The organism is Candidatus Pantoea multigeneris (genome assembly GCF_011752615.1).
Classification (GTDB): domain Bacteria; phylum Pseudomonadota; class Gammaproteobacteria; order Enterobacterales; family Enterobacteriaceae; genus Pantoea; species Pantoea multigeneris.
Genome location: NZ_VWXF01000001.1, coordinates 940,019 through 954,362 on the forward strand (window position 1 = coordinate 940,019; position 14,344 = coordinate 954,362).

The following is a 14,344-nucleotide window of genomic DNA, read 5'->3' on the forward strand; positions in this document are numbered from 1 at the left end:
TTATACTCAATGCGAAGAAGCGGGTTTTACATGTGCCAGCCAACGACGTTCCGCTTTACGGAACAGGGTAATCAGCACATAAGAGATAATCAGATAGAGCACCGCTGCGATGGAAAACGCGGTGAACGGTTGATAGGTGGCGGCGTTGATATCGCGGGCCACTTTCAGCAGATCCGGCACGGTAGCGGTAAACGCCAGTGCGGTAGAGTGCAGCATCAAAATCACTTCATTGCTGTACGCCGGTAAGGCACTGCGCAGCGCCGAAGGCAGAATAATGCAGCGATAGAGCTTAAACGTTGAAAAGCCGTAAGCACGTGCAGCTTCGATCTCGCCGTGATTTACCGAGCGAATGGCACCGGCAAAAATCTCGGTGGTGTAAGCACAGGTATTGAGGGTAAAGGCCAGCAGCGTACAGTTCAGCCCACTACGGAAGAAGGCATTGAGTAATTCAGTGCCTTTGACCACCTCCAGGGTGTACATACCGGTGTAGAACACCAGCAACTGCACGTAGAGCGGTGTGCCGCGGAACACATAGGTAAACAGCCAAATCGGGAAACGAATATAACGGTTAGGTGAGACGCGGCCAATGGCCAGCACCACGGCCAGGCAGCCTCCAAGCAGTACCGAAACGATTAATAGCCACAGCGTCATGGCCACGCCAGTCAGACGGTAGCCATCGGAGTACAGCAACGCCTGCCAGTACTGCTGAATAATATCCATCATAGCTCGGCCCTCTTCACGCCAACGGTATAACGGCGTTCAAGCCACAACAACACCCCATTCGACAGGGTGGTAAACACCAGATAGATCACACCACAGACAATAGCGAAATAGAACGGCTGCCAGGTACTTTTCCCTGCCAACTGCGTCGCTTTCACCACATCTTCCAGCCCCAGCAGTGAAACCAGTGCGGTGGCTTTTAAAATCACCTGCCAGTTATTTCCGATGGCCGGCAGCGCAAAGCGCATCATGGCCGGGAACAGCACGCGACGGAAAGTCTGTGCGCCGGTCATGCCAAAAGCGGTTGCGGCTTCAATTTGTCCTTTAGGGACGGCCATGAACGCACCACGGAAGGTTTCGGTGAAATAAGCCCCGTAGATAAAGCCCAGCGTGATAATACCGGCCACCATGGGGTCGATATCCAACTGTGCCATTCCCAGCGCATCCGTTACGGTGTTCAGTGCGATCTGCAAGCCGTAGAAAATCAGCAGCATCAGTACCAGATCGGGCACGCCACGGATAAGCGTGGTGTAGCCTTCAAACAGCAAGGCCAGTGGCCGGTTGCCAGAAAGTTTTGCTCCGGCCCCAATCAGGCCGAGAATCACTGCCAATAACACCGAGCTGAGAGCCAGCTCCAGGGTCACCAGAGTGCCTTTTATAATTACGTCAGAATAGCCATATAACATGGAATTGATCCTGTCGAGAGGTGGAAACGCAGCGCTGTTCAAGCTTCAGAACAGCGATACCCGAAAGACCCGAGCCGCAGCGGAGCAGCCCCATCGTCATGTTTTGCACATTAACGATCGGTACGCTTCCCTGCGGCCCGGAATATCAAGGGTATCGACGACAGGTTTTACTCAGTCACCGTACACATTGAAATCAAAGTACTTCTTCGCCAGTTTATCGTAGGTGCCGTCTTTACGCATTGATTCAAACGCTTTATCGATGGCAGCCTTCAAGTCTGTATCATCTTTGCGCAGTCCCATACCGGTACCCACGCCAAAAATCTTATCATCCTTCACGGATGGACCCGCGAATGCATATTTCTGCCCAACCGGCTGCTTCAGGAAACCTTCGCTTGCCTGAACTTCATCCTGGAAGGCTGCATCAATGCGTCCGGCATTAAGATCCTGATAGACCAGGTCCTGGTTTGCATATGGCGTTACGGTCACGCCTTTTGGCCGCCAGTACTCATTGGCGTAAGTTTCCTGCGTAGTGCCCTGCAGCAATCCGATGTTTTTACCTTTCAGCGATTCAATGGTCGGCTGTAATGTCGATCCCTTAGGCGCGACCAGACGAGAATTGGCTGCATAGAGTTTTTCAGTGAAGGCTATCTCTTCCTGGCGTTTTTCCGTAATAGAGAGTGAAGAAATAATCGCATCGATCTTCTTCGCTTTCAGCGAGGGGATAAGCGCATCAAAATCGCTTTCAACATAGGTACATTTGGCCTGGATACGTTTACAGATCTCATTTGCCAGATCGATATCAAAGCCAACCAGTTGCCCCTGAGCATTCTTGGATTCGAACGGTGGGTAAGTTGGGTCAGTTCCGATGCGAATAGAAGACGGCACCGCAGCAAAAACGCTGGTCGCCGCAGTCAAACCGAGCATCAGAGAAAGAGCCAGAACTCGCTTCTTCATAGATAACCTCTGTAAGTGCTTTTTGTTATGTGATCTGTGATGTGTGCGCGGAATAATTTGCATTTTTTATGCCAGAACCGCAAGTTATCAGGCCGTTAAAGGCGCTAAAAACGTGCAGAAATAGCCTACCGCGCAGGCAATATAACAGCAGTGTGGCGAGGAAAATGAGGTGGCGAACATTTTTGGTGCAACCGCTGCACGAAATGTGATCGCACAGCGATTTATGCACCTTTTTAATGCATTACCTGTTTTTACTCTCCCCAGCGGGTAAACAGGTCTTCAGGCAGGGCAATATCAAATTGATCGAGCACGCGATTTACGGTCTGATCAACCAGATCGTTAATAGAGGTCGGCCGATGATAAAACGCCGGAACCGGTGGCATGATCACCGCACCCAGTTCTGCGGCGGTGGTCATCATCCGCAAATGACCAAGATGCAGAGGTGTTTCCCTGACGCACAGCACCAGTTTGCGCTGCTCTTTCAGCACCACATCTGCTGCTCTGGTCAACAAGCTGTCGCTGTAGCTGTGCACAATGCCTGACAGCGTTTTCATGGAACAAGGCACAATGGCCATACCCAGAGTTTTAAACGATCCGGACGAAATGCTGGCGGCAATATCACGCGCATCGTGCACCACATCCGCCAGTGCCTGCACCTCACGCAGTGAGTAGTCACTCTCCAGCGCCAACGTCTGGCGTGCCGCCTGGCTCATCACCAGATGGGTTTCCACATCAGCAACGGGTTGCAGCACCTGCAACATCCTTACGCCATACAGCGCGCCGCTGGCACCTGAGATGCCAATGATGAGTCTTTTCATAACCAGTCCTTAACGGCCCTACAAAAAGGGTATAGTAGCGTGAAAGTGGGTGTTAAGGGGAATTCACGTGTGGAAAGCGCAAAGAATTATCATTCCCTTATGGCGGGCATAAAAAAACCCGGAAAATCCGGGCTTTTTCAACGTAACCGATTGCTAACGCGGGAAAATTAACCTTCGTTATGCAATTCCAGGCTTTCCACTTCGTTCTGACGCGCGACCGCTTTAGCATCGTCATTGCGCAGCGACTGGAGATAATCCAGATAAGGCTGATCCACGTCTTTGGTCACATAAATGCCATTGAACACCGAGCACTCAAACTGTTCGATATCCGGGTTCTCTTCGCGTACCGCTTCAATCAGGTCATTGAGGTCCTGGAAAATCAGCGCATCCGCTTTGATCAGCTGGCAAATCTCATCCACTTCACGCCCGTGGGCAATCAGTTCCGTTGGGGTTGGCATATCAATACCATACACGTTCGGGAAACGAATTTCTGGCGCGGCGGAGGCGAGATAAACGCGTTTCGCACCGGCTTCACGAGCCATTTCGATGATCTGCTCTGAAGTCGTACCACGAACAATCGAGTCATCTACCAGCAGGACGTTCTTATCACGGAACTCAGCACGGTTGGCGTTCAGCTTACGGCGCACAGCGTTACGACGCAGTTGCTGACCAGGCATGATGAAGGTACGGCCCACATAGCGGTTCTTCACGAAGCCCTGACGATAAGGCTTGTCCAGAATGCGTGCAATTTCCAGTGCCACATCGGTTGAGGTCTCTGGAATTGGAATCACCACATCGATATCGAGATCTTCCCACTCGCGGGCAATTTTCTCGCCGAGTTTTGTCCCCATACGCACGCGGGCGCTGTACACAGACACTTTGTCGAGGAACGAGTCTGGGCGAGCAAAGTAAACATACTCGAACAGGCATGGGTTATTTTTAGGGTTTTCCGCACACTGACGGGTAAACAGCTGGCCCTCTTCAGTGATGAACACAGCTTCACCCGGTGCAACGTCACGAATGAAATCGAAGCCCAGGGTATCCAGTGCCACGCTCTCAGAAGCGACCATATACTCGGTACGGCCATCAGCCAGAACACGTTTACCCATCACCAGTGGACGGATACCGTTTGGATCGCGGAACGCAACCATACCGTGACCGATAATCATCGCCACTACCGCATAGGCACCGCGCACCTGCTGGTGTACTGCTGCGACTGCCGCAAAAATATTTTCAGCTTCTAACGGGAAGTGCTGGAAGCGATCAACTTCCTGCGCAAACACGTTCAGCAGAATTTCGGAGTCAGAGGTGGTGTTAACATGACGGCGACCACGCTCGAACAGCTGCTTACGCAGTTCGTGTGCGTTGGTCAGGTTGCCATTGTGCGCCAGGGTAATACCGTAAGGGGAGTTGACGTAGAAAGGCTGAGCCTCTGACGCGCTGGAGCTGCCCGCAGTCGGGTAGCGCACGTGACCAATGCCCATGTTGCCCTGCAGACGCTGCATGTGACGAGCTTCGAAAACGTCGTTGACCAGACCATTGGCTTTGCGCAGGCGGAAGCAGTTAAGTGCATCAATGGTGCAAATGCCTGCTGCATCCTGGCCACGGTGCTGTAACACCGATAACGCGTCATAGATCGATTGGTTAACCGGCATAAATCCGGTGATACCCACAATACCGCACATGTTGTCATTTCCTCATTAAGCCGCACTCCCGGTGGTATCACCGGGGTAAAAAACTTGACGTGCTTTTCAGGTAATCAAAGAACCACCTGATTATATAGCTGAACTGAGGGATAAGTTGCGACTGTTGCCAGTCGGGGCTTTTGGAAAAGCCGGTGAATGTATCGAGGAAAAACAGCATGGCAGAGACAATCAGCACACCGCGCAATGCCCCGAAACAGACGCCCAACACCCTGTCAGTGCCCGACAGGCCAGTTTTTTCCACCAGCGTGCCGATCACATAGTTCACAATCGCTCCCACAATAAGGGTAGCAACGAACAGCACCGCGATGGCGATCCCGTTACGAACCAGTTCGTCGTTGAAACCTGTAAACCAGACTGCAAGGAAGGGGTAATAATGACTGGCGACAAAAAACGCACATCCCCAGGTGAAGAGGGATAAGGCTTCCCGGACAAAGCCACGAATCAGGCTTACCAGGGCCGAAAAACTAACCACTGCAATAATAACGTAATCAATCCAGTTCATGAACTCTTCCTGCGCCAGTGCCGCTGCACCCCTGCATCCAGTTCGGGGCGCATTCTAACAGAAAAAGAAAACGTTTGCGTAGCGGTTTTCCTTCTCCGTATGGAGAAAAAGGGCGAAGAAAATAAATTTCCTCGCCCCTGAGAGAATCACAATAGTAACCTATTGAATCATAATATTTTTCAGGCACGGTCTGGCTTAACTTTTTGTGCCAGCCTGTGCCTGTTACTGCAATCGTTTAGGCAAATTAACGTGCGCTGTAAGGCTTAACCACACCACTTAAGCCAGAGACGCTCTTCAGTTCTCCCAGCGCTTCCTGCATCTTCGCTTTTGAGGCATCCGGGCCGACGTAAATACGGGTGATCTGCCCTGCAACGGGCGTCGAAGGCACTGTCCACGCGCGATAACCCGACAATCGCAGCTGCGCGACAATCTGGTTCACCTTGTCCGCATTTTTCAACGCACCAAGCTGTACGATAAATGCCTGTCCGGTTGGCGCATCGTTCTTCGCGGGCTCTGGCGCGGGACGTTCAGGTGCTGCCACCGGCTCCTGACTGCGCTCTGGCTCCGCACGCTTCACCGTTTCTACCGGTTTTGGTTTCGGTTTAACCGGCTCTGGTGCTTTCGGCTTCACGGTTTCTACCGGTTTCGGCTTCACGTTTTCGTTGGTGGTGATCAGGGTGTCATTTTTCTTCGCAACGCTGGTGTGAACCGGCGGAGGTGTCACCACTGGCTGTTGCCCTGCCTTGGCATTCGCCTGGGCAGCGCTGTTACTGGCGACAGCGTCCGCGCTGCTCACTGCATTTCCTGCACCAGCGGGTGGCTGAGCGGGCAGCGTTTGCGTCACCGGAGGGAGCGCTTCATTGTCCTGCTGATCGCCCGGTTTAGGCACCAGCGGGATTGCCGCAAACTCCTCTTTAAAGTGCTTCTTTTTACCGTCCAGCAGGCCGGGCAGCACAATCACGCCGATAGCGACCAGAATCACCGTACCGACCATGCGATTCTGAAACTTACTTGCCACAGGACTTCTCCGTTTCCAGCAGTGTCATCACCTGCGCCACGGTATGGAACGATCCACACACCAGCACGATGTCCTGCGGTTGAGCCTGCTGAAGCGCGGCATGCCATGCGGAATCCACATCGCTAAACGCCTCAGCACCGGACAGATGCGCCATCAGCTCATCGGCTTTGGCCCCACGTGGCCCTTCAAGCGGGGCGCAGTACCAGTGGTCGATTTGCGGTGACAGCGCGGCCAGCGTACCGGCGATATCTTTATCATGCAGCATTCCTACCACGGCACGGACTTTGCCCTGACGTGGAACCTCTGCCAGCCGGCTTGCCAGATAGTGAGCTGCATGGGGGTTGTGCGCTACATCCAGAATCACGCGCGGTGCTTCACTGATGGTCTGGAATCGACCCGGCAAGATCGCGAGCGGCAGATGCTGGCGTATAATCGCTTCACTGACGTTAAGGCCGGAGGCACGCAGAGCGGCCAGTGCTGTCGCCGCGTTTGGCAACGGTACCTGCGGCAGTGGCAGATCGTTTAACTCGCCCTCAGCATCACGGAATGACCAGTGGTTCGCCGCAGCGCTGTAAGACCATTGAACATCGCGTTGCAACAACTGCGCACCTTTCTCAGCGGCAACGGCAGCGATGCTGGCGGGCATATCCGGTTCACCCACCACAGCGGGTTTGCCAGCACGGAAGACACCGGCTTTTTCACGGCCAATGCTTTCGCGATCTGGCCCCAGCCAGTCGGTGTGGTCGAGTGCAATGCTGGTCACTACCGCGACGTCAGCATCGACAATGTTGGTGGCATCGAGGCGGCCGCCAAGGCCCACTTCAAGGATCACCACGTCCAGCTGCGCCTGTTGAAACAGGTTCAACGCGGAGAGCGTGCCAAATTCGAAATAGGTAAGTGAGATATCCCCTCGCCCGGCTTCAATAGCAGCAAAACTGGCGGTGTGGTGCGCTTCGCTCAGCTCTGCGCCCTGAATACGCGCACGTTCGGTATAACGGACCAGATGTGGCGAACTATACACACCAACGCGATAGCCTGCGGCCATCAGCAGCGTTTCCAGCGTGCGGCACGTGGTGCCTTTGCCGTTAGTACCCGCGACGGTAAATACAAAGGGGGCAGGTTTTAGCAGGTCCAGACGCTCTGCCACGCGGCGAATGCGGTCCAGCCCAAGTTCGATGGCCTGCGTATGCAGGTTTTCAAGATAATAAAGCCACGTGGCCAAAGGCGACGTGGCTTGAGGAAGCAGATTTTCCATGTGTCCCGTTTGCGATTTTACGGTGCATTGGCGAAAAGCCCGCGAACGGGCTTTTCCATCTCCTGTCAGGCCTCGTTGCTTTGCGGTTCAGCCGTTGTTTCCGGCTGCTCAGCGTGTTGCACCGGAGCAGGCAGGTTCATCATTTTTGCCAGCAGGCTGGCCAGACGATCGCGCATTTCCAGACGACGAATGATCATGTCAATCGCGCCTTTCTGGATCAGAAACTCACTGCGCTGGAAGCCCGGCGGCAGTTTTTCACGCACGGTCTGCTCGATAACGCGAGGACCCGCGAAGCCGATCAGCGCTTTAGGCTCAGCGATGTTGAGATCGCCCAACATTGCGAAGCTCGCAGAAACGCCACCCATGGTTGGGTCAGTCAGTACTGAAATGTACGGCAGACCACGTTCCTGCATTTTTGCCAGTGCAGCACTGGTTTTTGCCATTTGCATCAGCGACATCAGCGCTTCTTGCATACGGGCACCGCCACTGGCGGAGAAGCAGATCAGCGGGCAGTTATCTTCCAGTGCCTGCTCAACGGCACGCACGAAACGCGCACCCACTACTGAACCCATTGAACCGCCCATGAAAGAGAACTCGAAGGCAGCAGCCACAACGGGCATACCGTGCAAGGTCCCTTTCATTACGATCAATGCGTCTTTTTCATCAGTCTGTTTCTGTGCTGCCACCAGACGATCTTTATACTTCTTCTGATCGCGGAACTTGAGCAGATCTTTCGGCTCCAGTTCACTCCCCAACTCTACCTGAGAGCCCTGATCCAGCACGCTGTTCAGGCGGTCACGCGCATGCATACGCATGTGGTGATCACACTTCGGGCAGACTTCAAGATTACGCTCCAGCTCTGCGCGGTACAGTACCTGACCACAGCTGTCACACTTCGTCCATACTCCTTCCGGAATGTTGGCACGGCGTACAGGCGTAACGTTGCTTTTATTAAGAATGCGTTCAATCCAGCTCATTGATGACCTTTCTGTTTAAACTGACCTGGTCCAGTCGTCCTGCGGCGACTGATATCGCCAACAGCCGCCAGTAAATGTCGTTCATTAAACCACAACCGTTTAGCGCTGTGGATAAAAATCTGGTCTTACCCCTTCTCACGGCTGCTTTTGCTGCCGCGCCTGGTAACGATGACGCAGGATTTCCACCACACCTGGCAGAACCGAAAAGACGATAATTGCGACGATCAGGTAGTGAAGATTCTGTTGTATAGCGGGAATGTTACCGAAGAAGTAACCCGCGTAAGAGAAGAGAATGACCCAAGCCAATCCTCCAATAATGTTAAACAATGCGAACTGGCGATAGGTCATTTTTCCCATGCCCGCCACAAACGGTGCAAAAGTACGCACAATAGGCACAAAGCGCGCCAGAATAATGGTCTTGCCCCCGTGACGTTCATAGAAGCCGTGGGTCTTGTCCAGATAGCTACGGCGGAAGATACGTGAGTTCGGATTACTGAACAGCTTATCGCCGAACAGCCGCCCGATGGTGTAGTTCACCGCATCCCCCAAAATTGCCGCAATCACCAGCAACACCACCATCATATGCACATCCAGTGCGCTGCCTGGTACGGCAGCCAACGCCCCGGCAACAAACAGCAAAGAATCACCCGGCAGGAATGGCGTAACAACCAGACCCGTCTCGCAAAACAAGATGAGAAACAGAATGGCGTAGATCCACACGCCGTACTGCGCCACCAGCGCCTGTAAATGCACATCAATATGCAAAATAAAATCAATTAACTGATGAATGAGTTCCATGCGTGCTTCCTTTTAACTCTGAACGTTAATCCCCAAAGAAGAGTGGTCCCATTGGGGGCTGCGGGAGTGCAAAGTGGTCAGGATAATCTACCGCGACCAGATAGAGCCCTTCTGCTTTCGCTGTAGCCGCCGCCAGCGTGCGATCTTTTGCCGCCAGCAACGTTGCCATCCAGTTTTCAGGCTGATTCCCACAGCCGATCTCCATCAGGCTACCCACGATATTACGCACCATATGGTGCACAAAGGCGTTGGCTTTGATATCAACAATGACATACGCCCCACGGCGCGTCACTTCGATATGCATGATGTTCCGCCACGGTGTACGTGACTGGCACTGCACCGCGCGGAACGAGGTAAAATCGTTTTCACCGAGTAGGCACTGAGCAGCACGCTGCATCTTTTCGGCGTCGAGATCGTGGTAGAAATGGGTCACACCCTGGCCGAGAATCGCCGGACGCAATCTGTGATTATAAATAACATAGCGATAGCGACGTGCAGTGGCACTGAACCGGGCATGGAACGCTTCCGGCACGGCTTTGACCCAGCGCACCGCAATATCATCCGGCAGGTTGGCATTCACCCCTAGCGTCCATGCGCTGTCAGCACGCTGTGACTGGGTTTCAAAATGCACCACTTGCCCGGTGCCGTGGACACCCGCATCGGTACGACCGGCACAGAATACGGTGACCTCATGATTAGCCACTTTAGAGAGTGCATTCTCCAGCTTCTGCTGAACACTGCGTACCTCTTGCTGCCGCTGCCAGCCGTAGTAACGGCTGCCGTCATACTCAACGCCCAGCGCCAGCTTCAGGATTTGCCCTTCTGACATCAGTAAAAATACTCCTGCACCAGCTTCTCAGCAGTTTTCACCGCCATTAACGCACCACCAAAACGAATGTTATCGGCAACGGACCAGAACTGAATCAGGTCAGGCATGCCGTAGTCATTACGGACACAGCCCACGTTCAGCGCGTCATTTCCGGTTGCATCACTCACCTGCGTCGGATAGCTACTCTCTTCACTCAGTTGCACATCATCAGCACGCTCCAGCGCTTCACGCGCCTCTTCCGCTGACAGTGGACGCAGGCTTTCCAGGTGAACAATCTGCGCATTGCCGAAGAAGACCGGTGCCTGAATGCTGGTGACCGTGACTGGCAAGCCATCGTCCTGCAACACTTTACGCACCTGATCCACCAGACGACGTTCACTGGCGACACTACCGGCTTCATCCGCTTGCTGTGGCAGCAGGTTGAAAGCCAACTGGCGGCCAAAGTAGTGATCGTCCGCGGGCACACCATTCAGTAAACGCGCACTCTCTCCGGCCAGCGCATCCACCGCGGCTTTACCATGGCTGGATACAGACAACAGGTTGGTTACCTGAATACGTCCCACCCCAGCCACATCCACCAGCGGTTTAATCGCAGACAGCAGCTGACTAACCTGACTATCAGCCACCGAGATGATGTTACGATTACGGTAATCCGCTAACACATGCGAGTTAACCTCCGGCACCACTAATGGCACATCGGGATCGAGGGCAAACAGCGCGCTGCTGTCAATCACCAGACAACCGCTGTTCGCGGCATCCTCGGCGTAACGCGCAGAGGCTTCAGCACCCGCCACGAAAAACGCCAGCTGCGCCTGTGACCAGTCAAACTCTGCGGCATCTTCAACGCGCAGCGTACGACCGTCAAAACGCTGGCTCTCGCCCGCACTGTTTTCACTGGCCAGCAGATATAATTCACCAACCGGGAACTGGCGTTCCGCCAGCAGTTCCAGTACAGCGTTCCCTACTGCGCCTGTAGCGCCCAGCAGCGCAATGTTCCAGCCGTCAGACATGTTGGTTTACTCCAGAAAATGTCATAAAAACAAAGGCGGTGATATCCACCGCCCGGAAATTCAGAATTTGCCTGCTAATTCGCTTACGCCTTGGGGTGCAGACGAGCATCAAAACCGAGGCGCTGGAGCAATTCCGCCGCGTCAGGGTTATCACACAGGACTTCCAGTGATGACCATTCGCGGCGCTCCTGATACTGCTTGCGCAAGCGGTCAAATTCGCCAGGCTGAGCAGCAACATGACGCAGCAATGCATCATCGCGGCGCACATCATACACCAGATGGACCAGACGTTTTAGCGTGGCCTGATCAAGCTCACCCTGAAGGGTAATACGGCCAATATCGGGTGCCGGCAGTAACGTGGACAGGGCCACTTGCTGCGCCTGACCAATAAATGCCGTCCAGGCCTCAAAGACCTGCGTGGTCCCACGCGCTTTGCCTTCCAGGGTATATCCGGCGATGTGAGCGGTGCCGATATCTACAAGGTCAAGCAGCTCGAGCGACAGTTCCGGCTCAGGCTCCCAGACATCCAGCACCACACTGAGATCCTGGCGCGTTTTCAGCACTTCGATGAGCGCACTGTTATCCACCACCTCACCGCGACAAGCGTTGATCACGATGGCATCAGGTTTAAGGCCAAGCAGCAGAGCGCTGTCCGCCATATGCAGGGTTTTGTGCGCGCCCTGTTTGATTAACGGCGTATGGAAAGTCAGGACATCTGCCTCGGCAGCAACCTCTTCCAGGGACAGGAATGCCTCATTATCTCCTCGCTCCGCGCGGGGTGGATCGCAAAGCAGCGTTTTCACGCCCCAGGCGGCCAGCCGTTTTTGCAAACGCCCCCCCACGTTACCCACGCCAACAATACCGACGGTACGGTCACGCAGGGAAAAGCCATCGCGCTCAGCGAGATATAGCAAGGAGGAGAAAACATACTCCACCACAGCGATCGCGTTACAGCCTGGCGCGGCGGAAAATGCCACTCCGGCCTCGGTCAGTGAGGATTCATCTATATGGTCGGTTCCCGCCGTGGCCGTGCCAACAAATTTCACTGGCGTCCCCGCCAGCAGCGCGGCATTCACTTTGGTGACAGAACGCACCATCAGCGCATCCGCATCCTGAAGCTGTTCCTGCGGCAGTGGGCGGCCCGGTACGGGCACTACATCGCCGATACGACTGAACAGTTCACGGGCATACGGCATATTTTCATCGACGAGAATTTTCACCACAACTTTCCTGTTTGCTGCTGATTAAGGGGGCCTATTCTGGCATAGATTACGGCGTTAACCCAACCGGGCGCGATAACGGTCCGGCGTGGTACCCGCCTGCTGTTGAAACATCACAATCAACGCCGAAGCGGAGCTATAGCCCAATCCCAGCGCGATGTCTTGTACACTTTCACCCAACTCCAGCAGCGCAATCGCACGTAAAAAGCGCAGCCGCTGTCGCCACTCGCTGAATGACATCTGCAACTGCTGCTGACAACGCCGGGCCAGGGTGCGTTCAGTGGTGTAAACCCGTCGCGCCCATTCTGCCAGCGTGGTGTTATCCGCCGGATTCTCCTCCAGCGCACGTAAAATGGGAGCAAGAAATTTATCGTGTGACTGCGGCAGATAACTCTCCTGCACAGGGGCTAACGCCAGGCGATCGCACAGTACATCGCACAGCCGCAGATCCGCCTCACTGTGCGGGAACTCGAGCTGGCGTTCGGCAAAGTCATTGATGATGGCGTGTACAATCGGATCAACCCGCAGCAAACACGCCTTTTCCGGTAAACCCACACAGAGATCGGCCGCAATGTTAAAGGTGCGAAAGTGCGACTGCTGGCGGTTAAAACTGCTGTGCTGTTGCTGGGGCGGGATCCAGATGGGAATATCTTTCGGCGTCAGCAAACGTTCGTCCTCCACGCGCATTTCCAGGACGTGACAGGTGACAAAAATCACCTGCCCCCAGGGATGCGAATGGGTTTGATATTCGGTGCTGGCATTGGCGCGGTCGTAACGCAGAAAGTAGCGATGCTGCGCAGCGTCTGGCGGAGCCTGATAGATAATGCTCTGAATCATTCTGTCCGGTTACCGATTAATTTTGTCCGATTATGACTATCCATCAAAAACCAGACAAGATTACACTGCCCACATTCTGATGTGGAGATTGTCAATGTCGTTTCTTTTTCCTCTGATTGCGGTGTTTATCTGGTCGGTCAATGCGATCGTCAGCAAGTTGTCTGCGGGCGCCATCGATCCCGCCGCTATCTCTTTTTATCGCTGGCTGATTGCGCTAGTGGTGCTTACGCCGTTTGCCTTGCCGGGTGTGTTACGCCATCGGCAACAGATTAAACAGCAGTGGTGGCGTCTGTTAATCCTTGGCCTGCTAGGTATGGTGATGTATCAAAGCCTGGCTTATTACGCCGCTCACAGCGTATCGGCGCTGTTTATGGGGATTCTGAACGCATTGATCCCACTGTTAACGGTCTTGCTGAGTCTGCCACTCCTGCGCGTTGCGCCTACTCTGGGTATCCTGCTCGGCAGCCTGCTTTCGTTCTCCGGTCTGGTCTGGCTGGTGAGTCAGGGCAACCTCGCACAGTTGCTGCAACATGGTCTGGGCAAAGGTGAGTTGATGATGTTTATCGCTTCAACCTGCTATGCGCTGTATGGCGTATTGACGCGACGTTGGGCCCTCCCTCTGCCAAACTGGCAGAGCCTGTATGTACAGATTGTGTTTGGTGTGCTGCTGCTGCTGCCGGGCTTTATTGCCGCACCGGATGTACAACTGAACAGCCACAACCTGCCGCTGGTGCTGTTTGCCGGCACCTTTGCCTCTGTCCTGGCCCCCTTCTTGTGGATCAAAGGCGTACAGCACCTGGGGGCCAGCACTGCCAGTATCTTTATGAATCTGGTTCCCGTGTTTACCGCGATTATTGCGGTGGTTTTCCTGCACGAGCAGCTGCATCTGTATCACTGGATTGGTGGTGCGTTAACGCTGACTGGCGTAGCACTGGCCCAGCGGTTACGCACGCCACTGCGCCCCGCGAAAAAAACCACGGCGTTAGAAGCCGAATAAGTGCAGAAACGTTAACA

The 14,344-nt window shown here is 54.2% G+C and carries 15 protein-coding genes; 1 reads left to right on the forward strand and 14 read right to left on the reverse strand.

Translation table 11 applies throughout. The annotated features are described in order from the left end of the window. Window positions 1-6: 6 nt before the first annotated feature. The 14 genes from F3J40_RS04360 to F3J40_RS04425 form a co-directional block, all read right to left on the reverse strand. Window positions 7-723 (reverse strand): ABC transporter permease, encoded by a 717-nt coding sequence (locus F3J40_RS04360; protein WP_017345416.1) that lies wholly within the window; start codon window positions 721-723, stop codon window positions 7-9. Continuing rightward, window positions 720-1,406, reverse strand: a complete 687-nt coding sequence (locus tag F3J40_RS04365) for a histidine ABC transporter permease HisQ (RefSeq protein ID WP_167012722.1) — start codon at window positions 1,404-1,406, stop codon at window positions 720-722. The genes F3J40_RS04360 and F3J40_RS04365 overlap by 4 nt, the downstream gene beginning before the upstream one ends. 171 nt (window positions 1,407-1,577) lie before the next feature. Then, window positions 1,578-2,360 (reverse strand): lysine/arginine/ornithine ABC transporter substrate-binding protein ArgT, encoded by a 783-nt coding sequence (argT, locus tag F3J40_RS04370; RefSeq protein ID WP_026042333.1) that lies wholly within the window; start codon window positions 2,358-2,360, stop codon window positions 1,578-1,580. 251 nt (window positions 2,361-2,611) lie between these two features. Beyond that, complete coding sequence (locus tag F3J40_RS04375) at window positions 2,612-3,178, reverse strand: UbiX family flavin prenyltransferase (RefSeq protein ID WP_017345413.1); 567 nt, start codon at window positions 3,176-3,178, stop codon at window positions 2,612-2,614. A 167-nt stretch (window positions 3,179-3,345) separates the two neighbouring features. Next, complete coding sequence (gene purF, locus F3J40_RS04380) at window positions 3,346-4,863, reverse strand: amidophosphoribosyltransferase (RefSeq protein ID WP_167012723.1); 1,518 nt, start codon at window positions 4,861-4,863, stop codon at window positions 3,346-3,348. Window positions 4,864-4,900: 37 nt separating this feature from the next. Further along, window positions 4,901-5,386 (reverse strand): colicin V production protein, encoded by a 486-nt coding sequence (gene cvpA, locus F3J40_RS04385; protein ID WP_017345411.1) that lies wholly within the window; start codon window positions 5,384-5,386, stop codon window positions 4,901-4,903. 244 nt (window positions 5,387-5,630) lie between these two features. Continuing rightward, window positions 5,631-6,404: a cell division protein DedD gene (gene dedD / locus F3J40_RS04390; protein WP_167012724.1), complete on the reverse strand. Its 774-nt coding sequence runs from the start codon at window positions 6,402-6,404 to the stop codon at window positions 5,631-5,633. Continuing rightward, window positions 6,394-7,659 carry a bifunctional tetrahydrofolate synthase/dihydrofolate synthase gene (folC, locus tag F3J40_RS04395; protein ID WP_167012725.1) on the reverse strand — a complete coding sequence of 422 codons (1,266 nt, stop codon included), beginning with the start codon at window positions 7,657-7,659 and terminating at the stop codon, window positions 6,394-6,396. The genes dedD and folC overlap by 11 nt, the downstream gene beginning before the upstream one ends. 65 nt (window positions 7,660-7,724) lie before the next feature. After that, a complete protein-coding gene (gene accD / locus F3J40_RS04400) occupies window positions 7,725-8,636 on the reverse strand; it encodes an acetyl-CoA carboxylase, carboxyltransferase subunit beta (protein WP_017345408.1) in 912 nt (303 codons plus the stop codon). Window positions 8,637-8,771: 135 nt separating this feature from the next. Next, window positions 8,772-9,434, reverse strand: a complete 663-nt coding sequence (locus F3J40_RS04405; RefSeq protein ID WP_167012726.1) for a DedA family protein — start codon at window positions 9,432-9,434, stop codon at window positions 8,772-8,774. Window positions 9,435-9,459: 25 nt separating this feature from the next. Next, window positions 9,460-10,263, reverse strand: coding sequence for a tRNA pseudouridine(38-40) synthase TruA (gene truA, locus F3J40_RS04410; RefSeq protein ID WP_167012727.1), 804 nt, complete (start codon window positions 10,261-10,263; stop codon window positions 9,460-9,462). Next, window positions 10,263-11,273 carry an aspartate-semialdehyde dehydrogenase gene (locus F3J40_RS04415; protein ID WP_167012728.1) on the reverse strand — a complete coding sequence of 337 codons (1,011 nt, stop codon included), beginning with the start codon at window positions 11,271-11,273 and terminating at the stop codon, window positions 10,263-10,265. Before F3J40_RS04415 ends, truA begins: the two co-directional genes overlap by 1 nt. A gap of 83 nt (window positions 11,274-11,356) precedes the next feature. Next, window positions 11,357-12,493 carry a 4-phosphoerythronate dehydrogenase PdxB gene (gene pdxB, locus F3J40_RS04420; protein WP_167012729.1) on the reverse strand — a complete coding sequence of 379 codons (1,137 nt, stop codon included), beginning with the start codon at window positions 12,491-12,493 and terminating at the stop codon, window positions 11,357-11,359. A gap of 57 nt (window positions 12,494-12,550) precedes the next feature. Then, entirely contained in the window at window positions 12,551-13,330 is a 780-nt protein-coding gene (locus F3J40_RS04425) for an AraC family transcriptional regulator (RefSeq protein ID WP_167012730.1), read from the reverse strand. A 94-nt stretch (window positions 13,331-13,424) separates the two neighbouring features. Here F3J40_RS04425 and F3J40_RS04430 point away from each other — a divergent pair, with 94 nt between their 5' ends. Further along, a complete protein-coding gene (locus F3J40_RS04430; RefSeq protein ID WP_167012731.1) occupies window positions 13,425-14,327 on the forward strand; it encodes a DMT family transporter in 903 nt (300 codons plus the stop codon). Window positions 14,328-14,344 lie beyond the last annotated feature (17 nt).